The organism is Streptomyces sp. NPDC007264, from assembly GCF_042869095.1.
GTDB lineage: Bacteria > Actinomycetota > Actinomycetes > Streptomycetales > Streptomycetaceae > Streptomyces.
In genome coordinates this window covers 212,242-233,948 of record NZ_JBIAFD010000005.1, presented here as the reverse complement: position 1 = coordinate 233,948, position 21,707 = coordinate 212,242, and the positions used below count along the sequence as shown (strand labels likewise).

Sequence of the window (21,707 nt, the reverse complement as noted above, 5' to 3'; positions counted from 1 at the left end):
TTCCGTGTCCGACCAGTCCCCACCCGACGAGCACGAGCTCCAGGTCCTCAATCCGGCCACCGAGGAGGTCGTCGCCACCGTTCCCGCCGCCACCGCCCAGGACGTCGACGCCGCCGTCGTACGGGCCACCAGGGCGCAGTCCGTGTGGGCCGCGCTCGCGCCCGGCGACCGCGCCCGGCTGCTGCGCCGCTTCGCCACCGCCGTCGACGAACACCTCGAGGAGCTGGCCCGGCTGGAGGTGCGGGAGGCCGGCCACGTCATCGGCAACGCCCGCTGGGAGGCCGGCAACGTCCGCGATCTGCTCGACTACGCGGCCGGAGGAGTGGAGCGGCTCACCGGCCGCCAGATCCCCGTCCCCGGGGGCCTGGACGTCACGATCCTCGAACCGCTCGGCGTCGTCGGCGTCATCGCGCCCTGGAACTTCCCCATGCCGATCGCCGCGTGGGGCACGGCCCCGGCGCTCGCGGCGGGCAACGCGGTGATCCTCAAGCCCGCCGAGACGACGCCGCTCACGGCCCTGCGCCTGGCCGAGCTGGCCCTGGCGGCCGGCCTGCCGGACGGGCTGTTCCAGGTCCTGCCCGGCCGCGGCCCCGTCGCGGGCGGCGCGCTGGTCGAGCACCCCGGCGTGGCCAAGATCGTCTTCACCGGGTCGACCGCCGTGGGCACCCAGGTGCTGGCGAGGGGCTCCGCCCTGCTCAAACGCGTCACCCTGGAACTCGGCGGCAAGAGCCCCAACATCGTCTTCGCGGACGCCGACCTCGACGCGGCCGCCGCCGCCGCCCCCATGTCCTTCCTCGACAACTCCGGCCAGGACTGCTGCGCCCGCACCCGCATCCTCGTGCAGCGCTCCGCGTACGACCGCTTCCTCGACCTGCTGGCCCCCGCCGTCGAGTCCGTCCTCGTCGGCGACCCGGCCGACGAGAGCACCGGGATGGGTCCGCTGATCTCGAAGGCCCAGCTGGAGCGGGTGCGGTCCTACGTCGACGCCGACGCGCCCGGCATCCGCGGCAAGGCGCCCGAAGGTCCCGGCTTCTGGTTCCCGCCCACCGTCCTCACCGGCGTCGACCCGCACGCGCGCGTGGCCGTCGAGGAGGTCTTCGGGCCGGTCGCCGTCGTCCTGCCGTTCGAGGACGAGGCCGACGCGGTCCGCCTCGCCAACGACACCGCCTACGGCCTCTCCGGCTCCATCTGGACCCGGGACGTCGGCCGCGCGCTGCGCGTCTCGCAGGCCGTCCGCGCGGGCAACCTGTCCGTCAACTCCCACTCCAGCGTCCGCTACTGGACCCCCTTCGGCGGCTTCAAGCAGTCGGGGATCGGCCGTGAACTCGGCCCGGACGCGCTGACCGCCTTCACCGAAACCAAGAACGTCTTCATCAGCACGGAGGGCCCCGCACAGTGACCTCGCAGACACCGGACCCCATCTGCCGCCGCCTGGTCGGCCGTACCGCCGTCATCACCGGTGCCGGCAGCGGCATCGGCCTCGCCGCCGCGCGCCGGCTCGCCTCCGAGGGCGCCCACGTCGTCTGCGGCGACGTCGACGACACCCGAGGCAAGGCCGCCGCCGACGAGGTCGGCGGGCTGTTCGTGAAGGTGGACGTCACCGACCCCGAGCAGGTCGAGGCGCTCTTCAAGGCCGCGTTCGACACCTACGGCTCCGTCGACATCGCCTTCAACAACGCGGGCATCTCCCCGCCCGACGACGACTCCATCCTGGACACCGGCCTGGAGGCGTGGAAGCGGGTCCAGGAGGTCAACCTGACCTCCGTCTACCTCTGCTGCAAGGCCGCGATCCCCTACATGCGGCGCCAGGGCAGGGGCTCCATCATCAACACGGCGTCGTTCGTGGCCCGCATGGGCGCGGCGACCTCGCAGATCTCGTACACGGCCTCCAAGGGCGGGGTCCTCGCCATGTCACGCGAACTGGGCGTGCAGTTCGCCCGCGAGGGCATCCGGGTGAACGCGCTGTGCCCCGGGCCGGTCGACACCCCGCTGCTGCAGGAGCTGTTCGCGAAGGACCCCGAGCGTGCCGCCCGCCGTCTGGTGCACATCCCGGTCGGCCGGTTCGCTCGGGCCGAGGAGATCGCCGCGGCGGTCGCGTTCCTCGCCAGCGACGACTCCACCTTCGTGAACGCCACCGACTTCCTGGTGGACGGAGGCATCTCGGGCGCGTACGTCACCCCGCTGTAGGGGGCAAAGCGGTACGGTCCACGCCGTATGAGACATCTTCTCGCGTGGACCCTGGTGGCGGCCGCCGCGCCGGCGGCCGCACCGCCGTCCTCCGCCGCCACCGTTCCCCCCGCGAACTGCCCGCGGCTGACCACCCCGTGGTACGGCGACAACCGCGCACGCATCCAGCGGACGATCGACGAGCGGGGCCGCTGCGGTGCGCCCGCCGGCACCCCGGTCGCCGTCTTCGACTGGGACAACACGGTCACCAAGAACGACGTCACCGACGCCACCCTCGACTGGGCGCTCGAGCACGACAAGCTCCTGCGCCCGGCCCGCTGGAAGGACACCAGCGCGTGGCTCACGGACGACGCCGACCGGGCCCTCACGGAGGCGTGCGGCGACGCGGTCCCCGTGGGGGCGCCCCTGCCGACCTCCACCACGGTCCGCTGCACCGACGAGATCCTCGCGATCCGCGAGCAGGGCAGGACCATGCGCGGGGCCGCCGCCTTCGCCGGCTCCTGGAACCACCGGCGCACGGTGCCGCAGTACGCGTGGGTGCCCCAGCTGTTCGCGGGCCGCACGGTGGCCGAACTGTCCTCGTACGCCCGCAGCGCCCGCGCCGAGGCCCTTGCGGCGCCCGTCGGCTCGACCCGGGTCCTCGGCACCCACACCCTCCCGGCGTACGTCCGCTACTACGCCCAGCAGCGCGATCTGATCGGCACCCTCCAGCGGGCGGGCTTCGACGTCCACATCGTCTCCGCCGGCTCCGAACCCGTCACCGAGGTCTGGTCGCGGGGCGTCGGCGTGGACGCCGCGCACACCCTCGCCATCCGCTCGGTCCTCGACGGCCGCGGCCGCATCACCACCCGCAACGAGGGCTGCGGCGACGTGCCCGCGAGCCGGGGCGAGGCCATCCCGTACATCGACGGCAAGCGCTGCTGGATCAACCAGGAGATCTACGGCGTCCGGGGCGCCGCGGCCTGGCGGAGGCAGGACCCCGCGCACCGGCCCGCGCTGGCGGCCGGTGACGCCGACACCGACGTCACCTTCGTCGGTGACGCCACCGGTGTGCATCTGGTGGTCAACCGGAACAAGGACGAGCTGATGCGCCGGGCCTACGACGACGCCGACGGGCGCTGGCTGGTCAACCCCATGTTCATCGAGCCGCTGCCGCGCCGGCCGGACCCCTACCCCTGCTCGACGCGTGCCTACACCGCGCCGGACGGCAGCCGGGGGCCGGTCCTGCGGGAGGACGGCTCGGTCGTGGCCGACCAGAAGGACCGCGTCCACTGAGCGAGCGAAGGGGAGGGGAGCGGGGTCGACCGCCTGCGTCAGGTGTTGGCGCAGGCGTTGCCGAACGCAGGGTTGAGCACGCCGATGACGTCGATCGTGTTCCCGCACAGGTTGACGGGGGCGTGGATCGGGGTCTGGACGGCGTTGCCTGTGAGGATGCCCGGAGAGCCGGTCGTGCCGCGCGGGACGCCGACGGTGGTGTGGACCGAGGAGGTGTTGTTGCCCGGGTCGGGATCGGGGTCGTTGCCGAAGACGGTGGCGGTGTTGGTCAACGTGGTGCCGCCGGAGCCGGCGGTACCGGTGACGGTGATGGTGTGGCTGGCGCCGACGGCCAGCCTTCCGCCGGTGCAGGAGAGCCTGTCACCGCTGATGGTGCAGCCCGGGGTAGGGCTGCTGGCGTCGAGCAGGCCCGCAGGGAGGACGTCGTCGACGGTCCAGCCCGAGGAGTCGGAGGGGCCGTGGTTGGTCACCGTGATCCGGTAGGTGACCCGGTCGCCGGCCTCGACCGAGGCGGGCCCGGTCTTGGTCACCGACAGGTCCGCGCGTGCCACGAAGCACGAGGTCGCGTCGACGTTGCCGCCGGGCCGCGTGCTCTGCCTGGACAGGAGGTCGAAGACGGGCCCGGCGCTGTCCGGGTGCGCGACGTGAACGCGGGCCAGGAATCCGCTGTTGTGGAAGAAGCCCAGGTCGCCGTTGCCGTAGGTGAAGGCACCGCCGTAGCCGGGCTTGACGGCCGGCAGGGGCGAGGCGAACGTGACGACGGCTCCCGTCCCGAGGTCGATGCGCTGGATGCCTCCGTCGTTCGTCGCCGCCCAGAAGTACCCCGCCGAGTACGTGATGTCGGCTCCCTGCAGGCGGGAGTTCAGGTGGACGACGCCGGTCACGCTCCGCGTGCGCACATTGATCTTGTACAGGACGGAAGGGTCGGGGCCGGAGACGTAGTAGTCTCCCGCGGCGTCGAAGCCTCCGATGTAGTACCCCGCGCCCGGGAGGCCGGCGATCGCCCCGACGTCGGTGGTACGGCCCGCCCTGTCGATCCGCAGGAGGTGGGCGTCGCGGACGCGCAGGGCGAAAACGTACCGGGTGGCCGGATCCACGCCCATCGCGTTGTAGGCCGGCACGGCCGGGCCGAGGGGGGAGAAGGAGACGGTGCCCGCTCCGGCGGCACCGAGCTGGAGTTGGTTCGCAGCGGTGTCCGTGGCCACGTAGAAGATCTGGCCGTTGCACGCGAAGCCGTCCGGAGCGGCTGCCACGGCGCTCTGGGGGGCGCCGAACGCCCCGAGCGCGGCGGCTGCCGCGCCACCGACCATGAGCATGGTCGCGGGTGAACGACGCGAGAGATGATGCATTGTGGTCGCGGTGACGGCGAGTACTGCGGCACCGGCCCGACGTCCGTGTACGGACATATCGGCTCCTCAAACCAAGGGACGGGGCGGAATGATCCGCTCCCCATACGGGCCGGTCAACGATGCAGAGGGTCAGCGGTTACCACTGCGACATGACGAGCGCCCCGACAGGCGACGTTCGCCCCGTCGTGCCGCCCGGCCACGCTCTCCCGAGCTCTTCGAGCGGGCGGGACCCCCACGACGCCGCTCCTTCACGGGCGAACGTCGCCTGCCGGGGCACTAGAGTGGCCGGGATGAGCAGTTCGCCCCCGCCCGGCTGGTACCGCGACCCGTCGTACCCGCTCACCGAACGCTGGTGGGACGGGACCGCGTGGACCGACCACCGGCGTCAGCCCGAGATGCCCGTGCCGCCGCTGGTCTCCCCGCGGCCCCCGGACGGCGGCGGCTCCCGGCGTGCCAAGGTGGTCGCGCTCGCGACGGCCGGAGCCGTCCTGGTCGCGGCCATCGTCACCGGCGCGGTCGTGCTCGGCCACGACGGCGGCGGCGCCGCGCAGGCCAAGTCCTCGCCCACGACGGGGACATCGGTCTCCCACGACAAGCGGCCGACCGCCCCGTCCGCCTCCGCCTCCGCCTCCGCCTCCGAGGATCCGAACGTCGTCGTGGACGAGCTCAACGGCATCACCTTCCCGGTGCTCGACGGCTGGGCCAGACCCGAGAACGTCGCCGAGGACGACGTCGTGCTGACCACGCCCGGCACCTACGACTGCCCGGGCGACCCCGGCCTGTGCCGTCACGGCCGGGTCCTGTCGCGGACCGCCACGGTCGGCGAGGGCAGTTCCCCGGAGACGCTGGCGAAGGGCGACATCGCGGACGCCGCGAACGCGGAGTTCGACCGTGACACGATCGGCAGCCGGCCCTTCGGCGGTATCACCTCCCACCGACTGGTGAAGGCCGGTCAGATCGCGGTCGCCGGCCGGGCGGGCTACTTCGTGCGGTGGCGCGTCACCACCGCCAAGGGCCCGGGCGGTTACGTCCAGTCGCTGGCGTTCCCGTCCAGCGTGGGCTCGCAGGCGCCGATCATCGTCCGCCTCGCCTTCGACGCGGGACCCGACGGACCCCCGCTCGCCGACATGGACAGGATAGCCAAGGGGATCCGGCCGGTCGGCGACACGTCGGGCGACGGGGGAGTGGGCAGCAGCATCGGGCCCTCGAAGTGACCCCTCACAGGAAGGTGCGTCCCTCGCCCCGGTAGGTCGGCACGGCGGCCGTGACCTTGTCGCCCTCGACCAGGTGCAGCACGTCGAACCGCTCGCACAGCTCGCCCGCCTTGGCGTGCCGGAACCACACCTTGTCGCCGATGAGGAGGTCGTCGGCGGGCGCGCCCAGCAGAGGCGTCTGGACCTCGCCGGCACCCTCCTGGGGGTCGTATGCGAGCCCTTCGGGCAGATACGGGACGGGCAGCCGGTCGCGTCCCGGGGCGCCCGACGCGGGATAGCCGCCGCCCAGCACCGTCACCACGCCGACACCCGGCCTGCGCACGACGGGCTGGGCGAACAGCGCCGCCGGACGCCCGCGGAACGAGGTGTAGTTGTCGAACAGCCGCGGCACGTACAGCCCCGAGCCCGCGGCGATCTCCGTCACCGCCTCCTCGGCTGCCGTGTGCTGCACGCTGCCCGTGCCACCGCCGTTGACGAACTCCAGGTCCGGCGCCACGGCCCGCACGGCGCGCACCACGTCGGCGCGCCGCCGGGCCAGCTCCCCGCGTGCCGCGGCCTGCATCAGCCGCACGGCCCGCGACCGCACCGGACGGCCCGCCACCGCGTCGCCGACACCCGCGACATGGCCCTCGTACGCCATGATGCCCACGAGCCGGAAACCCGGCCTGCGCGCCACGGCACGGGCCATCTCCGCCATCTGGGCGGGGGAGTGCAGCGGCGAGCGGCGGGCACCCACCCGGACGCGCCCGCCGAGGAGTTTCAGCGAGGTGTCCAACTCCAGGCAGACACGCACCACTTCGGTGCCGCCCCGGCGGGCGTCGTCGATCAGACGCAACTGGGCCGGATCGTCGACCATCACGGTGACGGCGGCGGCGAGCTTGGGATCGGCGGCCAGTTCGGCGAAGCCCTGCCGGTCGGCCGACGGATAGGCGAGCAGGACGTCGTCGAAGCCGGAGCGGGCCAGCCACAGGGACTCGGCGAGCGTGAAGGACATGAGGCCCGCGAAACCGTCCCTGGCCAGGACGCGTTCGAGCAGGGCACGGCAGCGCACGGACTTGCTGGCGACGCGGATCGGTTTCCCTCCGGCCCGGCGGAGCAGGTCGTCGGCGTTCGCGTCGAACGCCTCCAGGTCCACGATCGCGACAGGGGCGTCGAGGTGGGCGGTGGCCCGGTCGTAGCGGGCGCGGTCTGCGGCGCGGGCAGTCATGAACGAAGCCTGCCAGATGCGATTACCGCGGGGTAGGGGGACGATCCGGGCAGATGCCCCCGGCGCTGCGGACCGGTTCCCGTTCGAGGCGGATCAAGCCGTAGAGTGACGCGCACGCGAGGTCGAGCGGCCGTCGCCCGGGCGCGCACGCCTGGGATGGGCGTTCGCCCGCGCGGGTATGCCTGCCCAGGACGGGCGGCGCGTGCCGCACCGCGCGAACCGGCCGCCCCCCAGGGGCGGTCGAAGACCCCGGTCGACCCCCGGGGCTGCCCGGCCACCAGGAAACATGGGGGGTGCATGAGCACGGAAGCGCGTCGCGCCTCCATCCCTCCGCGCCCCACGGTCCCACCCCGGCCCTCTGGCATGCCCGGCGGGCCGCCCGAGGAACCGCAGGACCCGCCCCGGGCGACAGCGCGCGACGGCGCCGCCGGAACCGTCCCGCCCCGCCCCGAGCACCCTCCCGCGGCCGCGCATCCGCCGCCTCCGCGCCCCGCCCGGCCGGCCGGGGACCAGGGGCCCGCACGGCCCCGGGGGACCGCGCGTCCGTTCCGGCTCGGCACGCCCGACGCCCCGCGGCGCTCCGGGGGCGCCCCCGGCCCCGTGCCGCCGTCGGTGCCGGGCCGCGACGCGGAGCCGCCGGGCCGGCGCACCCCCGAGTCCTCCCGGTTCCCGAAGCTCCGGCTCGACCGCGGCACGGGGCCCGACGATCCGCCCCCGCCCGTCGCCTCCGCTCGTTTCCCGGACGCGCCGCCGACGGCCGGCCCGGCCACGGGCGCTCCCGCGAGCGCCGCCGTGCCGCCGCCGCGCACCGAGCCGTCCGCCGGCGGCATCGTGGAGACCACCGAGCGGCTGCACCGCCGGCCCTTCGTGCCCGACCGGCCCGTGGTGACCCTCGCCCAGCCCGACACGCGGGCCGTCGCGGCCACCCGCCCGTGGCGCCTCGCGCTGCGGCCGCGTCCCCGGGCCGCCGCGGCCGCCGCGTGCCTGGTCCTCGGCCTCGGGCTCATCGGCGGCGCGGCGACCGGAAGCTGGCTGACCGGCGAGGAGACCGGGGACGGAGCACGCGGCGCGTTCGCCGTCGCCGGAAGCCTGTGGCACAGCACCCCCGTCGACCGGTTCTTCCCGCCGACCGTCGACGGGACGGGCGCGGGCCCCGGTGGTGCCGACCGCACCTGGACGCGCATCGCCGTCGCGCCCGACAGCGGCTGCCAGGACGCCTTCGACCCCCTGCTGCGCCAGGTCCTCGCCCCGGCCGGATGCCTGCGGCTGCTGCGTGCCACGTACACGGACGCCACCCGCAGCCACGTCACCACCGTCGGCCTGCTGTTCACGCGGGCGGACGCCGCCGCCATGGGCGTGCTCCACAGCCGCTTCAAGGACGAGGGCCTGGACCGGCGCACCGACCTGCTGCCCCGTCCGTACGCGGCGAAGGGCACCGTGGCCGCGGCCTTCGGCGACGCCCAGCGCGCCTCCTGGACGATCTCGGTCCTCACCGACGCGCCCGTCGTGGTCTACGCCGTCTCCGGCTTCGCCGACGGCCGAACCGTCACCGAACCACAACCCGCCGCGGACGCCCTGAAGGCCGGCGCCACCACGGCCCCCGCCCAGGCCGGCCTGGGCAACGAGGCCGCGGGCCTCGCCGACCGCGTCGAGGCGGCCCTGCGCAGGACCTTCGCCTCGGCCACGGAGAAGCCGTCATGACCGCCCGCACGCACACCCGCCCACGGCCCGCCACGACCACGGAGACGCCCTCGTGACCCGCCCGGCAGGCGCCCGGCTCCTCACCCTCCTCCTCGCCGGCCTTCTCGCCCTGCTGCCCGCCGCCGTCGCGCACGCCGACGGGATACGCGCACAGGAGTGGGCCCTGGACGCCCTGCACCTCCAGAAGGCATGGCGGACGACCAAGGGCAGGGGGATCACCGTCGCCGTCCTCGACACCGGCGTCGACGCCACCCACCCCGACCTGGCCGGCAACGTCCTGGCGGGCACGGACCTGGTCGGCTTCGGCGCCCGGCGCGGCGACCGCCCCTGGGCCCGGCACGGCACCGCCATGGCCGGCATCATCGCCGGTCACGGCCATGGCACCGACGACACCGGCGGTGTCGTCGGCGTCGCCCCCGAAGCCCGTATCCTGCCCGTCCGCGTCATCCTGGAGGACGGCGACCCGGCCCGGGCCAAGGCCCGTGACTCACGCGGCAACGCGCTGGCCGAGGGCATCCGTTGGGCCGCCGACCACGGCGCCGACGTCATCAACCTCTCCCTCGGCGACGACTCCGACTCCGCCCACCCCGAAGCGGCCGAGGACGAGGCGGTGCAGTACGCGCTGAAGAAGGGCGCCGTCGTCGTCGCCTCGGCCGGCAACGGCGGCGAGAAAGGCGACCACATCTCCTACCCGGCGGCCTACCCGGGCGTCATCGCAGCGACCGCCGTCGACCGCTACGGCACCCGCGCCTCCTTCTCCACCCGCCGCTGGTACGCCACCGTGAGCGCGCCCGGCGTCGACATCGTCATCGCCGACCCCGACCGCAAGTACTACGAGGGCTGGGGCACGAGCGCGGCGTCCGCGTTCGTCTCGGGCGCCGTCGCCCTGATCAAGGCCGCCCACCCGGGCCTGGCCCCCGCCCAGATCAAGCAGCTCCTGGAGCGGACGGCCCGCAACGCGCCCACCGGCGGCCACGACGACTCCCGCGGCTTCGGTCTCATCGACCCCGCGGCGGCCATCAAGGCGGCCGCCGCCCTCCCCCCGGAGGGCCTGCGTACGAGCTCGTACGGACAGAGGTACTTCGGGCCCGGCCCCGACCGGGCCGACGGCACGACGGGCTCCCCGGGCTGGGTGGGACCGCTCGCGGGAAGCCTGGGCGCCGTGCTGCTGGTGGCGTCGGTGGTGCTGTGGCGCGGCCGCACCAGGACACGCCCCGACGGCCTGTGAGGAAAGGCCGGACCGCAGGCCCGACTCAGAGCCTGTGTACAAGCCCGCGCCCGGGCCCGAGGGGGGGCTTGTACACAGGCTCTCAGGCGAACGCCGCGACCGCCGCACGCGCGGCGGCCTCCACCAGCGCGATCCCCTTCTCCTTGGTGGAGTTGCCGTTCGACAGCGTCACCAGGAGGTAGCCGTGGCCGTCGGCGGTGATCCGCCCGATGCTGTTGATGTCCCACAGCCCGGTCGTACTGCGCGCCAGCCAGCCGTTCTTCAGGGCCCACCGGGAGCCGTCCGCGGCCGCCGACACGCCCCAGCGCTGGTCCTCGGCGACGCCGCCCATGAGTCCCTGCAGATACGTCCGCGAGGGCCCGCTCAGCAGGGAGTCGTCCCCGAACACCTGCCGGAGCAGGGTGAGCTGATCGGCCGCGGTGGTCTGCGTCAGCCCCCACAGGCTCCCGTCGCCGCCCGCGGTGTGCGTCAGGCCGAAGCGCGCGTTCGCGCGGTCGAGACCCTCCGCCCGCCCGATCGCGGTCCACAGCGCCGACGCCGAGGCGTTGTCGCTGTTCTCGATCATGGCGGCGGCCCAGGTCTTCTCCTGCGCGCTCGGCCGCCGGTCCGCGTCCTGCGCCTGCAGCAGCAGCGTCGCCAGGATGTCGACCTTCACGATGCTCGCCGTGTCGAAGGTGCCCCCTCCGTACGTCGCGCTGTCATCGGAGTCCGTGTCGAGCACGGCCACCGCCACGTCCGCGCCGTCCTCGACGGGCACCTCCGCCATGGCCTTCCCCAGGAGCGCGTCGCGGTCCGCCGAGGGCTCGGCCGCAGGTTCCACCGATGCCTCCTGACGGGCTGGGGACGACGCCGGGGACGCCACCGACGACGATGACGATACGGGGCCGGCGTCGGCGTGCGCCTGCGTTCTCACATACGCCGTTCCCGCGGCCGTACCGCCGGCGACGAGGACCGACGCCAGCGCCGCGCCGACGAACGGGCGGCGCCGGGAGGAGCGGGCGCGGCGGCGCCGGTGGGCTCTGCGGGACTCCATGGCCGCGATGCTCGGGCCGGGTGCTGTGCGTGCCGTGGGACGGACGTGAGATCCGGGTCAGGGACGGCTGAGAAACCCGTGAGACCGGCGGGCGCGGTGGTCCAGGGGCGGCGCCGTCCCCGCGGCGGATCCCGGATAGGGTCGGGGACCGTGGCGAACAAGAACATTCCCGACCATCCGTTCTCCGACGACGACGGTTCCGCCGACCCCCGGCTGAGCGCGGCGCTGGCGGCCTGGGCCGAGGACCGCACCGCCGTGGGGCCCGTCCTGGAGGCGCTCGGCGGCGCCCGGCTGCTCGTGCCCGTCGTGGCCGTGCTCGGCGAGGTCGAGGAGGACGAGAACGGTCTGCGCCGCGAGAAGACCAGCGACATGGCCGTACCGACCCTGAAGGCCGGCGGCCGCACCGCCCTGCCCGCGTTCACGTCCACGGACGCGCTCGCCCGCTGGGACCCCGCCGCCCGCCCCGTCGCCGTCCCCCTGCACCAGGCCCTGCGGGCCGCCGCGCACGAGAAGGCCGACACGATCGTGCTGGACATGTCCGGTCCGGTGCCGTTCGAGCTGACGGGCCCCGCGCTGCTCGCGCTCGCCGAGGGCCGGACGACGACCGATCCGCTCGCCGACCCGGCCGTCACCGAGGCCGTGCGCGCCGCGGTGGCCGCAGAACCCGCCGTGCAGCGCGCCTATCTCGGCCCCGGACAGGCCGACGGCATCCTCGCGCTCGTCCTGGATCCCGCCGCGGCCCCGGCCGACGCCGCACGGGCGGTGGCGCGGCGCATGGCCGCCGACGAGACGCTCAGGGCCCGCCTGGTACGCGGCCTCGACCTGGCGCTGCTGCCGGCCGGGTCGGCGCCCGCGGGCGAGCCCCTGTTCGTCCGCGCGTGATCCCGCACCGCACCGCCCCGCACCGGTGTCCGGGAAACCGGTGCGGGGGGAACCGCCGTCGGGTCAGCCGCGGGTCAGCCGCGGGTCAGCCGCGGGTCAGCCAGGTCCGGCACAGCCACCAGGCGTCCACCGCGCCGAAGGTGGTGTACGGATCGATCCCGGTGGCCTCGGTGAAGCGCTGCACGCGGTTGCGGACCGTGTTGGGGTGGACGAAGAGCTGCCCGGCGGCCCCGTTGACGTCCCTGTCGGCCTCCAGCCAGGCGCGGACCGCGAGCGCCACCGGCTCGGCGTTGGCGCCGAGCGCCGTCCAGGCGGGCTGGTGGTGATCGAGCAGGACGGTGGCCAGGTCCGCCCGGTCCAGCACCGCGGCGAGTGCCGCGGCCTGCGCCACATGGACGAGGCCGGGCCGCCCGGTGGCCTCGGCGGCCGCCAGGGCCAGGGCCGACAGGCGCCGCGCCGCGGCCAGTTCCTCCGGACCCGCGGGGCCGGCGAGACCGGCCCGCAGCGGCGTGACGCCCGAGCGCGGCGGTGCCTGGGCGAGCACACCCACCAGCAGTCCGTCGACGACCCCGAACAGCACCGGCGCCTGCTCGGACAGCCGCTGCCGCACCCCCGCGGCCGCCACGTCCGGCCGCAGGACCAGCACCCACAGACCGCCGGTGGGCAGCCCGGCCTCGGCGGCCGCCAGCGCGGCCGCCGAGCCGCCCTCCAGCACACGCCGTAGCAGGGCCGCCTCCCGGTCGCTGGTCCGCACCCCGTGGTCGGCCCTGGTCACCCGGTGGGCCTCGATGAGCCGGGCACGCACCGCCTCCGCCCAGTCGTCGTACAACTCGCGGGCGTCCAGCAGCAGTTCGATGCTGACCCCGGTGGCGGCGGCGATCTCCCTGGCCCGCGACCAGATGGCCCGCTCCGCCACGTGGACGGCCCGCAGCACCGCCTCGATGGGCACACCCTGCCGGGCCCTGGTCACCCCCAGGTCCTCCACGAAGGACAGCTCGGCCTGCGTCGGGCCGCGCCGGGCGGCCAGGGCCCGGGTCGCCGCGGCGAGCAGGGCGCGGGTGTGCCCGGCGATGTCGGCCGTGGTCAGCGCCGCGACCTCCGGGACCATCGTGCGCACGCCCGCCACCGAGGAGGACAGCAGGTCCTCCTCGCCGACCACCCTCTCGATGAGGTCGACGACGGCGGACCAGTCGTCACGGGAATCCATCCCGCGATGGTGCCCTGCGTTGTGAGCAGGCACAAGGCGGCCGCCGAAGAGCGTGGGCCGCGCCATGGTTCACCGGGCATCCAGCTCCTACTGTTGGCGTCCACCACAAGTGACCTTCCCCCGTCCTGTCGTCGCGCTCCCGTCGTCCGCCCGAAGGACTGCCGGCCACGACGGCCGCCCCCCACAGCCGCCCGCCCCGCCGCCGCCTCGCTCGGCAGACCCCGCAGGGACCGCACGGAAGAAGAGGAACCCCATGACCCAGGTGGCCGTCATCACCGGCGCCGCAGGCGGCATCGGCGCGATGCTGATGAAGCGGTTCGGCGAGGCCGGATACACGGTGGCGGGCCTGGACCTGCCCGGCGTCTGCCCGCCCGGCGACGACCGCTTCGTCACGTGCGACATCACCGACGAGGAACAGGCACGGGCGGCCTTCGGTCAGTTGGAGGCCCGCCACGGCCGGATCGACGTGCTGGTCAACAACGCGGGGATCTCGGCCGTCGGAGCCTTCCTCGACCACGACGTCGCCACCTACCGCCGGGTGATGGAGGTCAACTACATCGGGGCGCTGATCTGCACCCGGGCCGCGATGCCCGCGCTCACCGCCGCCCGCGGGCGGATCGTGGTCCTCAGCTCCGTCGCCGGCTTCGCACCGGTCCTGGGCCGCCCCGCGTACGTGGCGGCGAAACACGCGGTCACCGGACTGTTCACCGCCCTGCGGGCCGAACTCGCCCCGAGCGGGGTGTCCGTGACGATGGTGCACCCCACTTTCGTCACCGGCGGCATGACGGAGGTGCCCCGCGCGCCCGGGGTGACGCGCTCCGTCACCGGAGCGCAGATCACCGCCGACCATGTGGCCGGGGAGATCGTCCGGGCGGTGGTCCGCGGGAGGGACCTGCTGCTGCTCGGGCGGACCGCCCGCCTCGCCTGGTGGGCCCACCGCATCTCGCCCCGTGGCTATCTGCGCCTGATGACCCGACGGCTGCGCACGGCCGGTCAGGCGTAGGCCGGCCACCGCCCGGCCCGCCCCTGCGGCCCCACGCCCAGCTACCCCGCCCCGCCCGGCACCGCGACCGCAGACCACGCCCGGCACCGCGCCCGGACACCATGCCCGGCACCGCGCCCGGACACCGCGCCCGGCGGACGAGCCGTGCGCCCGTCCCGGCCCGGCGGCCCCTTCCGCGCCCCGATCCGCCCTGGAGGAAGCACCCATGACGCCTCACTGCCGCGTCGCCGTGATCGGCGCCGGAGCAGCCGGCCTGACCGCGACCAAGGCCCTTCTGGAGGCCGGCTGCGACGTCGTCACCCTCGAGAAGGGTGACCGGCCGGGCGGGCTGTGGGCCCGGGACAACGCGAGCGGCCTGTCACCCGCCTACGCGTCCCTGCACCTGAACACCAGCAAGAGCCGCACCCAGTTCGCCGACTTCCCGATGCCGGCGTCCTGGACCGACTACCCGTCGGCCGACCGGATGGCCGGGTACCTGGCCGACTACGCCCGGACCTTCCACCTCACCGACCACATCCGCTTCCACACCACGGTCACCGCCGTCGAGCGCGACGAGGCCGGCGGGACCTGGAGCGTCACCACGGAGGACGGCCGGAGCGAACGGTACGACGCCGTGGTGGTCGCCAGCGGCCACAACTGGGACCCCCGATGGCCCGGTCCCGCCTACCCCGGCACCTTCACCGGCGCCCAGATGCACGCCCACGACTACCGCACCCCCGACGTCTTCCGGGACAAGCGGGTCCTCGTGGTGGGCATGGGCAACTCCGCCATGGACATCGCCGTCGACGCCTCGTACACGTCCCGCGGCCCGGTCCTGCTCTCCGCCCGCCACGGAGTGCACATCGTCCCCAAGTACCTGTTCGGCAGGCCGTCCGACGCGACCGGCGGCGCCCTGGCCGTCCTCCCCTGGCGCATCCGCCAGCGCCTCGCCGAGACGCTGCTGCGCCTGGCGGTGGGCACACCGCAGCGCTACGGCCTGCCGGCGCCGAGAGGCGGGCTGCTGCAGAACCACCCCACCATCAGCGACACCATCCTCCACCGCCTCACGCACGGTGAGGTCGTCGCCCGTACCGGGATCGACCGGCTCGACCGGGACCGGGTGGTCTTCACCGACGGCACGTCGGACCCGGTCGACCTGATCGTCTGGGCCACCGGCTACCGGGTGACCCTGCCGTTCCTGTCCCCCCGGTGGGCGGGGGAGGACCCGGAACGGCTGCCCCTGTACAAACGGGTCTTCCACCTGGAGGAGCCGAGCCTGGCGTTCGTGGGGCTGATGCAGTCCACCGGCGCCGCCCTGCCGGTCGTGGAGGCCCAGGCCAAGCTGGTCGCCGCCTGCTTCTCCGGTGACTACGCGCTGCCCTCGGGACACGACCAGCGCCGCGCGGTGGCCCGCGCGCTGCGCGCCGCCACCGTGCGCTGGGGCCAGGACCGGCGCCCGATGATGCGTATCGACTTCGACCAGTACGTCGCCGACCTGCCGCGTGAGATCACCGCCGGGCGCGCCCGGCGGGCCCGCGGCGCCGCCCGGGCGTTCGCCCCGGCCCGCCACGAACGGACAGCGCCATGAGCACCCGCCCTCCCCTGGCCGCCCTTCCCGGCGGCCGCCGCAGCGCACACGGCCTGCGCGTCCTCGTCACCGGGGCCTCCGGCACCTTCGGCCGGGCGATCTGCGAACGCCTCAGCGGGCTCGGTGCCCGCGTGATCGGACTGGACCTCGCCCCGGGGCCGGACGACCCGGTGCGGGTGCTCCCGTGCGACGTCACCGACGACGCGAGCGTCGGGGCCGCGGTCCGCACGGCGCTGGACGAACTCGGCGGACTCGACGTCCTCGTCAACAACGCGGGAGTCGGCGGCCCGGCGCCGGCCGAGCTCCCGCCCGGCGCGGAGGCCCGCCGCCAGCTGGACATCAACCTGCTGGGCACCTGGCGGGTGACCGCCGCCTGCATCGGGGCGCTGGTGGCATCGCGGGGACGGGTGGTCATGCTCGCCTCGCGGATGGCCGTGCTGCAACTGCCGCTGGCCGCGGCCTACGGCGCGTCCAAGCGGGCCCTGGTGGCGTACGCCGACGCCCTGCGGCTGGAGGTCGGCACCCATGTCGGGGTCACCTGTGTGTACCCCTCCGCGGTGCGCAGCCCCATCCACGACTCGACGGCCGCCGCGGGGCTGTCCCTGGAGGGCATGAGCACCTACGAGCCGCTCGACGGCGTGGTGGACGCGGTGCTGCGCGCGGTCCTCAGCCGCCGGGTGCGCCGCGATCTGGCGACCACCCGCAAGGGCGCCGTCGAGTTCTTCCTCGCCCGGCACCTGCCCTCGGTGACCGACCGGATCGTCGCCCGCACCCTGGCCGCGCGGGCCCGCTCCGGCGCCTTCGAGGGCGCCGAACTGGCGGCAGGCGTCGTCCGGCGCCACACGGAGCGGCCGTGACCACCCCCTCGGGCACGCCCGTGACCGCGGTGCCGGGCCTGGCCGCCCCGGCCGCACGGGCCCGGGCCGGTGCGCTCACCGCCTACGCCACCGGGTCGCTGGGGATGGGCGTGTGGGTGACCGTCCCCGGTCTGCTGCTGCTCTACTTCCTCACCAACACCCTGGGCGTCTCCTCGGCCGTGGCCGGGGTGACGCTGCTGCTGCCGCGGATCGTGGACACGCTGGTGCATCCGCTGCTCGGCTCGCTGTCCGACCGGCAGGCGCGCGGGTCCGGGCACCGCCGGGGGATGCTGCGCTGGGGGCTGCTGCTGGCCGTGGCGATGGTGGCGACGTTCACCGTTCCGGCCGGGTGGACGGGACTGCCCGCCGCGCTGTGGGTCGGCTGCTGGTTCGCCGCCGGCAACCTGCTCTTCGCCGCGTTCCAGGTGCCGTATCTGACCACGCCGTCCGACCTGCGGATCGGGTACCACGAGCGCACCCGGGTGTTCATGGTCCGGATGCTCTTCCTGACCCTGGGCCTGCTGGGCTCGGGCGTCGCGGCCCCCGCCCTGGTGAGGGACGGCGGCCGCACCGGGTATGCGCGGATGGCCCTGCTGCTCGCCGGAGCCATGGTCGTGTGCGGGCTGGTCGCCATCGCCGGTGTCAGGAGGCTCACCGCGCAGTGCGGCTTCGGCGTCCCGGACCGGCGGCCCACGACGGCCTTCGGCGACATCCGGGCCGCCTGGCGGGACCGGGACTTCCGGGCCCTGGCGCTGTCCTACCTGCTCACCGGCACCACCACGCACCTGTTCCTGGCCGCGCTGCCCTTCTACACCGCGTACGTCCTGCGCGACGCCGGGCTGACCGCGGTGCTCATGGGCGGCTTCCTGGCCCCGGCGGTGCTCGCCGGCCCCGGGTGGATGCTGCTGTCGCGGCGCATCGGCAAGCAGCGGGGACTGCTGATCGCGCAGGGCGTCTTCACCGCCGGCTCGCCGGCCCTGCTGATCGGCAGGACGCTGGGCACCGCGGTCACACTCGTCGTCGTGGTGGTGCTGGGATGCGCGTTCGCCGGCCTGCAGCTGCTGGCGTTCTCCATGGTCCCGGACGCGGTCGCCGCCGCGGAGACCCGGGGGAGCGGCCTCGCCGGCGCCTACACCGGGGTGTGGACCGCCACCGATGCCGCGGGCACGGCGATCGGCCCGTACATCTACTCCGCCGTCCTGGCCGTGGGTGGCTTCGTCTCCACCTCCGAGGGGCACACCGTGGCCCAGCCGGACGGTGCGCTGACCGCGCTGCTGTGGGGGTTCACCGTGCTGCCCGCCGTGCTGATGGCCGGCGCCGTCGCCGTCCAGCTCCGCTGCCGCCTCGACCGCCGGGCGGCGCGGTGACCGCCGTGGCGGCGTGCTTCCGGCGGCCGCACGCGCCCGGCGGAGGACGGCGGCGCCGCCGGGCTCCGTCGCTCGGATCAGGCAGGCGGCAGGGCGCGACGCCGGGGTGATCCGAACGCCACGGCCCCGTGCTGCGGCCGGTGAGGCTTTCCGGCCACGGCACTAGCCGTAGACCGGGCCGGTGTACTTCTCCCCGGGGCCCTGGCCCGGCTCGTCGGGGACGATCGACGCCTCGCGGAAGGCGAGCTGGAGGGACTTGAGGCCGTCGCGCAGCGGGGCGGCGTGGAAGGAGCTGATCTCGGTCGCGCTCGCGTCGAGCAGACCGGCGAGGGCGTGCACCAGCTTGCGGGCCTCGTCCAGGTCCTTGTGCTTGTCGCCCTCCTCGGTGAGCCCGAGCTTCACGGCGGCGGCGCTCATCAGGTTGACGGCGACGGTCACGATCACCTCGACCGCGGGCACCTCCGCGATGTCGCGGGTCATGGCGTCGAAGTCGGGGCTGTCGGCAGAATCGGCGGGGGCCGCGGATTCCTCGGGGGAGGTGTCACTCATGTCCCACACGATAGGCCCCGGCGCGCCCCCGCCCGCCGGGAGGCCGCCGGGCCCGGACCCGGCCCGCCGCCCGCCGCCCGCCGCGGCCGGCGGATGCCCGGTGCACGCCGGTTCGCGCCCGTCCCGGGGAGCTGCTAGCCTGGTCTGACGACCGGCCGGACACCGTGTGCCCGGCCCACAAGTGGAGGCTCCGATCTCCCACCTGACCGTCCTCCGGGACGGCGGGTCACCGGTCAGGCGGCGGCCACCGTTCCGTACGGACGGTGGAGTCGCCCGAAAGTGCGCCCCGCGGTTCACCGCGGCGGTGCTCCGGAAAACTCGGAGTCCCGCCTGTGTCCCGTCCGGGGCATTTTTGATGCGCCGCGGCGGTTGGTCCCTATGTCAACCGGACATACGCGGCTGTCCACCAGGCGGCCGTGGGGTGCTACCGAGGAGGATCCATCAGCGCCGAGCCCCGCATCAACGACCGGATTCGCGTTCCCGAGGTGCGACTTGTCGGTCCCAGTGGCGAGCAGGTCGGCATCGTGCCGCTTGCCAAGGCACTGGAGCTTGCGCAGGAGTACGACCTGGACCTGGTCGAGGTCGCGGCGAACGCCCGTCCGCCCGTGTGCAAGCTCATGGACTACGGGAAGTTCAAGTACGAGTCGGCCATGAAGGCCCGTGAGGCGCGCAAGAACCAGGCGCACACGGTCATCAAGGAGATGAAGCTCCGGCCGAAGATCGACCCGCACGACTATGACACCAAGAAGGGTCACGTCGTCCGGTTCCTCAAGCAGGGCGACAAGGTCAAGATCACGATCATGTTCCGTGGTCGTGAGCAGTCCCGGCCCGAGCTGGGCTACCGGCTGCTGCAGCGTCTCGCGGAGGACGTCCAGGACCTCGGTTTCGTCGAGTCGAACCCGAAGCAGGACGGCCGGAACATGATCATGGTTCTCGGTCCGCACAAGAAGAAGACCGAGGCGATGGCCGAGGCCCGTCAGGCGCAGGAGGCCCGCAAGGCGGAGGCGAAGGCCCACCCCGGCCGCTCGCAGAACCCCGCCGACGCCGAGAGCGCCGAGGCCCCGACCGAGGCCCCGACCGAGGCCCCGGCCGAGGCTTCCGCCGAGGCATGATCCCGGGGCTCCGGCCCCGGGGGGACGCCGGACGTACGGACGTACGACCACCGCGAGGCGGCCGTACGGACCCCGGAAAGACCCGGGACACGAGTCCCAGGACGTAACCGATACAAGAGCGACGCTCCATCGTGCCCGGTTTTCACGACCGGGCACCGGAGCGCCACCGACGAGGAGAGAACGGCGCTATGCCGAAGAACAAGTCGCACAGCGGTGCCAGCAAGCGCTTCAAGGTCACCGGCTCCGGCAAGGTGCTCCGCGAGCGCGCCGGCAAGCGCCACCTGCTCGAGCACAAGTCGTCCCGTCTGACGCGTCGCCTCACCGGCAACGCCGAAATGGCCCCGGGCGACGCCAAGAAGATCAAGAAGCTTCTCGGCAAGTGAGGCGGCGGCGCCTGAGCGCCGTACGTCAGGACCGGGACCCATTCGTTTCCGGGCTGCGTGGGTCCAACCGCAGCCCCGCTACAAGGAGTTAACAAGTGGCACGCGTCAAGCGGGCAGTCAACGCCCACAAGAAGCGCCGGGCGATCCTCGAGCAGGCCTCCGGCTACCGCGGTCAGCGTTCGCGTCTGTACCGCAAGGCCAAGGAGCAGGTCACCCACTCGCTGGTCTACAACTACAACGACCGCAAGAAGCGCAAGGGCGACTTCCGCCAGCTGTGGATCCAGCGCATCAACGCCGCGGCCCGCGCCAACGGCATCACGTACAACCGCTTCATCCAGGGCCTGAAGGCCGCGAACGTCGAGGTCGACCGCAAGATCCTCGCGGAGCTGGCCGTCAACGACGCGGGTGCGTTCGCCGCGCTCGTCGAGGTCGCGCAGAAGGCCCTGCCGGCGGACGTCAACGCGCCGAAGGCGGCGTGACGCGCCGGCGCCAGCCGCACTCGGAACGGACCCGCAGGCACGCGTAGCCTGCGGGTCCTGTCATGTCCGCTCCCGTGGCGCCCGCGCGGCCGCGGACGGCCCCGCGGCGGGCACCCGCCGCGAGCCCCGAGCGGACCAGAGAACCAAGCCCCCGTCCGTAGCGAAGGTGACACCCATGCCCCCCGCCGCCCCCGAGCCGATCTCCCCCCGCTCGCCCCGCGTCACCGCCGCCAGGAGGCTCGCCCGGCGGAACGCCCGGGGCAAGGAGCGACTGTTCCTCGCGGAGGGGCCGCAGGCCGTGCGGGAGGCAGCGGGACACCGGGCCGGAGGCACGGCGACGCTCGTGGAACTCTTCGCCACCCGGGAGGCCGCGGAGCGCTACACCGCCGTCGTGGACGAGGCCCGCGACGCGGGAGCCCGAGTGCACCTCGCGGACGAGGACGTCGTGGCCGGCATCTCCACCACCGTCACCCCGCAGGGCCTCGTCGGGATCTGCCGGTTCCTCGACGCCCCGTTCGAGGACATCCTCGCGCGCCGGCCCAGGCTGGTCGCCGTGCTCGCGCATGTGCGCGACCCCGGGAACGCGGGAACCGTGCTGCGCTGCGCCGACGCCGCCGGGGCCGACGCCGTCGTCCTCACCGACGCCTCCGTCGACCTCTACAACCCCAAGGCCGTCCGCGCCTCCGTCGGCTCCCTCTTCCACCTCCCCGTCGCGGTCGACGTCCCCGTCGAGCGCGCCGTGGCCGGTCTCCGGGACGCCGGCGTGCGCGTCCTCGCCGCCGACGGCGCGGGGGACCACGACCTCGACGACGAACTCGACAAGGGCACCATGGGCGGCCCCACCGCCTGGGTGTTCGGCAACGAGGCATGGGGGCTCCCGGAGGACACGCGCGCCCTGGCCGACGCCGTGGTGCGCGTCCCCCTCCACGGGAAGGCCGAGAGCCTGAACCTCGCGACGGCAGCCGCCGTATGTCTCTACGCGTCCGCCCGTGCCCAGCGCACCCGCGGAGGGTGCCGTTCCGTCACTCACGGCTAGTAGGGTGGCGGGCCCGGGGGCCTCCCCCAAGCTCTCGGCGTCGCTCGAGCTAGGGGTTCCCCCATGCCAGG

20 protein-coding genes are annotated in these 21,707 nt (G+C 74.4%); 15 read left to right on the top strand and 5 right to left on the bottom strand.

Annotation, left to right across the window (positions count from 1 at the left end; genetic code table 11):
- Positions 1–4: 4 nt before the first annotated feature.
- The 3 genes from ACFYMU_RS10455 to ACFYMU_RS10445 are packed head-to-tail and all read left to right on the top strand — an operon-like array spanning position 5 to position 3,462.
- Positions 5–1,399 carry an aldehyde dehydrogenase family protein gene (locus ACFYMU_RS10455; RefSeq protein ID WP_388370875.1) on the top strand — a complete coding sequence of 465 codons (1,395 nt, stop codon included), beginning with the start codon at positions 5–7 and terminating at the stop codon, positions 1,397–1,399.
- Positions 1,396–2,187: a 3-oxoacyl-ACP reductase gene (locus ACFYMU_RS10450; RefSeq protein WP_388370872.1), complete on the top strand. Its 792-nt coding sequence runs from the start codon at positions 1,396–1,398 to the stop codon at positions 2,185–2,187. The genes ACFYMU_RS10455 and ACFYMU_RS10450 overlap by 4 nt, the downstream gene beginning before the upstream one ends.
- Positions 2,188–2,214: 27 nt before the next feature.
- Complete coding sequence (locus tag ACFYMU_RS10445) at positions 2,215–3,462, top strand: haloacid dehalogenase-like hydrolase (RefSeq protein ID WP_388370869.1); 1,248 nt, start codon at positions 2,215–2,217, stop codon at positions 3,460–3,462.
- A 38-nt stretch (positions 3,463–3,500) separates the two neighbouring features.
- On the opposite strand, the gene ACFYMU_RS10440 is transcribed toward ACFYMU_RS10445, so the two are convergent.
- On the bottom strand, positions 3,501–4,778 hold the full coding sequence (locus ACFYMU_RS10440) for a DUF6923 family protein (protein ID WP_388370867.1): 1,278 nt from the start codon (positions 4,776–4,778) through the stop codon (positions 3,501–3,503).
- 323 nt (positions 4,779–5,101) lie between these two features.
- Here ACFYMU_RS10440 and ACFYMU_RS10435 point away from each other — a divergent pair, with 323 nt between their 5' ends.
- The gene (locus tag ACFYMU_RS10435) at positions 5,102–6,025 is read left to right on the top strand and encodes a DUF2510 domain-containing protein (RefSeq protein ID WP_388370864.1); all 924 of its coding nucleotides are present in this window, start codon (positions 5,102–5,104) and stop codon (positions 6,023–6,025) included.
- A 4-nt stretch (positions 6,026–6,029) separates the two neighbouring features.
- Here the strand turns inward: ACFYMU_RS10435 and ACFYMU_RS10430 are convergent, their stop codons facing one another.
- Positions 6,030–7,232 carry an amino acid deaminase/aldolase gene (locus ACFYMU_RS10430; protein WP_388370861.1) on the bottom strand — a complete coding sequence of 401 codons (1,203 nt, stop codon included), beginning with the start codon at positions 7,230–7,232 and terminating at the stop codon, positions 6,030–6,032.
- A 600-nt stretch (positions 7,233–7,832) separates the two neighbouring features.
- On the opposite strand from ACFYMU_RS10430, the gene ACFYMU_RS10425 reads away from it, so the two are divergent.
- Positions 7,833–8,933, top strand: a complete 1,101-nt coding sequence (locus ACFYMU_RS10425; protein WP_388370858.1) for a hypothetical protein — start codon at positions 7,833–7,835, stop codon at positions 8,931–8,933.
- A 52-nt stretch (positions 8,934–8,985) separates the two neighbouring features.
- Positions 8,986–10,161: a type VII secretion-associated serine protease mycosin gene (mycP, locus tag ACFYMU_RS10420; protein WP_388370855.1), complete on the top strand. Its 1,176-nt coding sequence runs from the start codon at positions 8,986–8,988 to the stop codon at positions 10,159–10,161.
- Between the two features lie 82 nt (positions 10,162–10,243).
- Here mycP and ACFYMU_RS10415 read toward each other — a convergent pair whose 3' ends face one another.
- Complete coding sequence (locus ACFYMU_RS10415; RefSeq protein WP_388370853.1) at positions 10,244–11,194, bottom strand: serine hydrolase; 951 nt, start codon at positions 11,192–11,194, stop codon at positions 10,244–10,246.
- 150 nt (positions 11,195–11,344) lie between these two features.
- On the opposite strand from ACFYMU_RS10415, the gene ACFYMU_RS10410 reads away from it, so the two are divergent.
- A complete protein-coding gene (locus tag ACFYMU_RS10410; RefSeq protein WP_388370850.1) occupies positions 11,345–12,076 on the top strand; it encodes an SseB family protein in 732 nt (243 codons plus the stop codon).
- An 85-nt stretch (positions 12,077–12,161) separates the two neighbouring features.
- Here ACFYMU_RS10410 and ACFYMU_RS10405 read toward each other — a convergent pair whose 3' ends face one another.
- Entirely contained in the window at positions 12,162–13,283 is a 1,122-nt protein-coding gene (locus ACFYMU_RS10405) for a helix-turn-helix domain-containing protein (RefSeq protein WP_388370847.1), read from the bottom strand.
- Positions 13,284–13,536: 253 nt separating this feature from the next.
- Here ACFYMU_RS10405 and ACFYMU_RS10400 point away from each other — a divergent pair, with 253 nt between their 5' ends.
- From ACFYMU_RS10400 to ACFYMU_RS10385, 4 genes are all read left to right on the top strand, one after another.
- Positions 13,537–14,286, top strand: a complete 750-nt coding sequence (locus ACFYMU_RS10400; protein ID WP_388370844.1) for an SDR family NAD(P)-dependent oxidoreductase — start codon at positions 13,537–13,539, stop codon at positions 14,284–14,286.
- Positions 14,287–14,491: 205 nt separating this feature from the next.
- Positions 14,492–15,853: a flavin-containing monooxygenase gene (locus tag ACFYMU_RS10395; protein WP_388370841.1), complete on the top strand. Its 1,362-nt coding sequence runs from the start codon at positions 14,492–14,494 to the stop codon at positions 15,851–15,853.
- Complete coding sequence (locus tag ACFYMU_RS10390) at positions 15,850–16,710, top strand: SDR family NAD(P)-dependent oxidoreductase (protein WP_388370838.1); 861 nt, start codon at positions 15,850–15,852, stop codon at positions 16,708–16,710. The genes ACFYMU_RS10395 and ACFYMU_RS10390 overlap by 4 nt, the downstream gene beginning before the upstream one ends.
- Positions 16,707–18,077, top strand: coding sequence for an MFS transporter (locus ACFYMU_RS10385; RefSeq protein ID WP_388370835.1), 1,371 nt, complete (start codon positions 16,707–16,709; stop codon positions 18,075–18,077). The genes ACFYMU_RS10390 and ACFYMU_RS10385 overlap by 4 nt, the downstream gene beginning before the upstream one ends.
- A gap of 162 nt (positions 18,078–18,239) precedes the next feature.
- Here ACFYMU_RS10385 and ACFYMU_RS10380 read toward each other — a convergent pair whose 3' ends face one another.
- Positions 18,240–18,626, bottom strand: coding sequence for a DUF1844 domain-containing protein (locus tag ACFYMU_RS10380; RefSeq protein ID WP_388370832.1), 387 nt, complete (start codon positions 18,624–18,626; stop codon positions 18,240–18,242).
- Positions 18,627–19,042: 416 nt separating this feature from the next.
- Between ACFYMU_RS10380 and infC the strand changes: the two genes are divergently transcribed.
- The 4 genes from infC (at position 19,043) to ACFYMU_RS10360 (ending at position 21,636) form a co-directional block, all read left to right on the top strand.
- On the top strand, positions 19,043–19,738 hold the full coding sequence (infC, locus tag ACFYMU_RS10375) for a translation initiation factor IF-3 (RefSeq protein WP_388370829.1): 696 nt from the start codon (positions 19,043–19,045) through the stop codon (positions 19,736–19,738).
- 188 nt (positions 19,739–19,926) lie between these two features.
- The gene (gene rpmI / locus ACFYMU_RS10370; RefSeq protein ID WP_007829094.1) at positions 19,927–20,121 is read left to right on the top strand and encodes a 50S ribosomal protein L35; all 195 of its coding nucleotides are present in this window, start codon (positions 19,927–19,929) and stop codon (positions 20,119–20,121) included.
- Positions 20,122–20,216: 95 nt separating this feature from the next.
- The gene (rplT, locus tag ACFYMU_RS10365) at positions 20,217–20,600 is read left to right on the top strand and encodes a 50S ribosomal protein L20 (protein WP_055492778.1); all 384 of its coding nucleotides are present in this window, start codon (positions 20,217–20,219) and stop codon (positions 20,598–20,600) included.
- 175 nt (positions 20,601–20,775) lie between these two features.
- Positions 20,776–21,636: a TrmH family RNA methyltransferase gene (locus ACFYMU_RS10360; RefSeq protein ID WP_388370825.1), complete on the top strand. Its 861-nt coding sequence runs from the start codon at positions 20,776–20,778 to the stop codon at positions 21,634–21,636.
- Positions 21,637–21,707 lie beyond the last annotated feature (71 nt).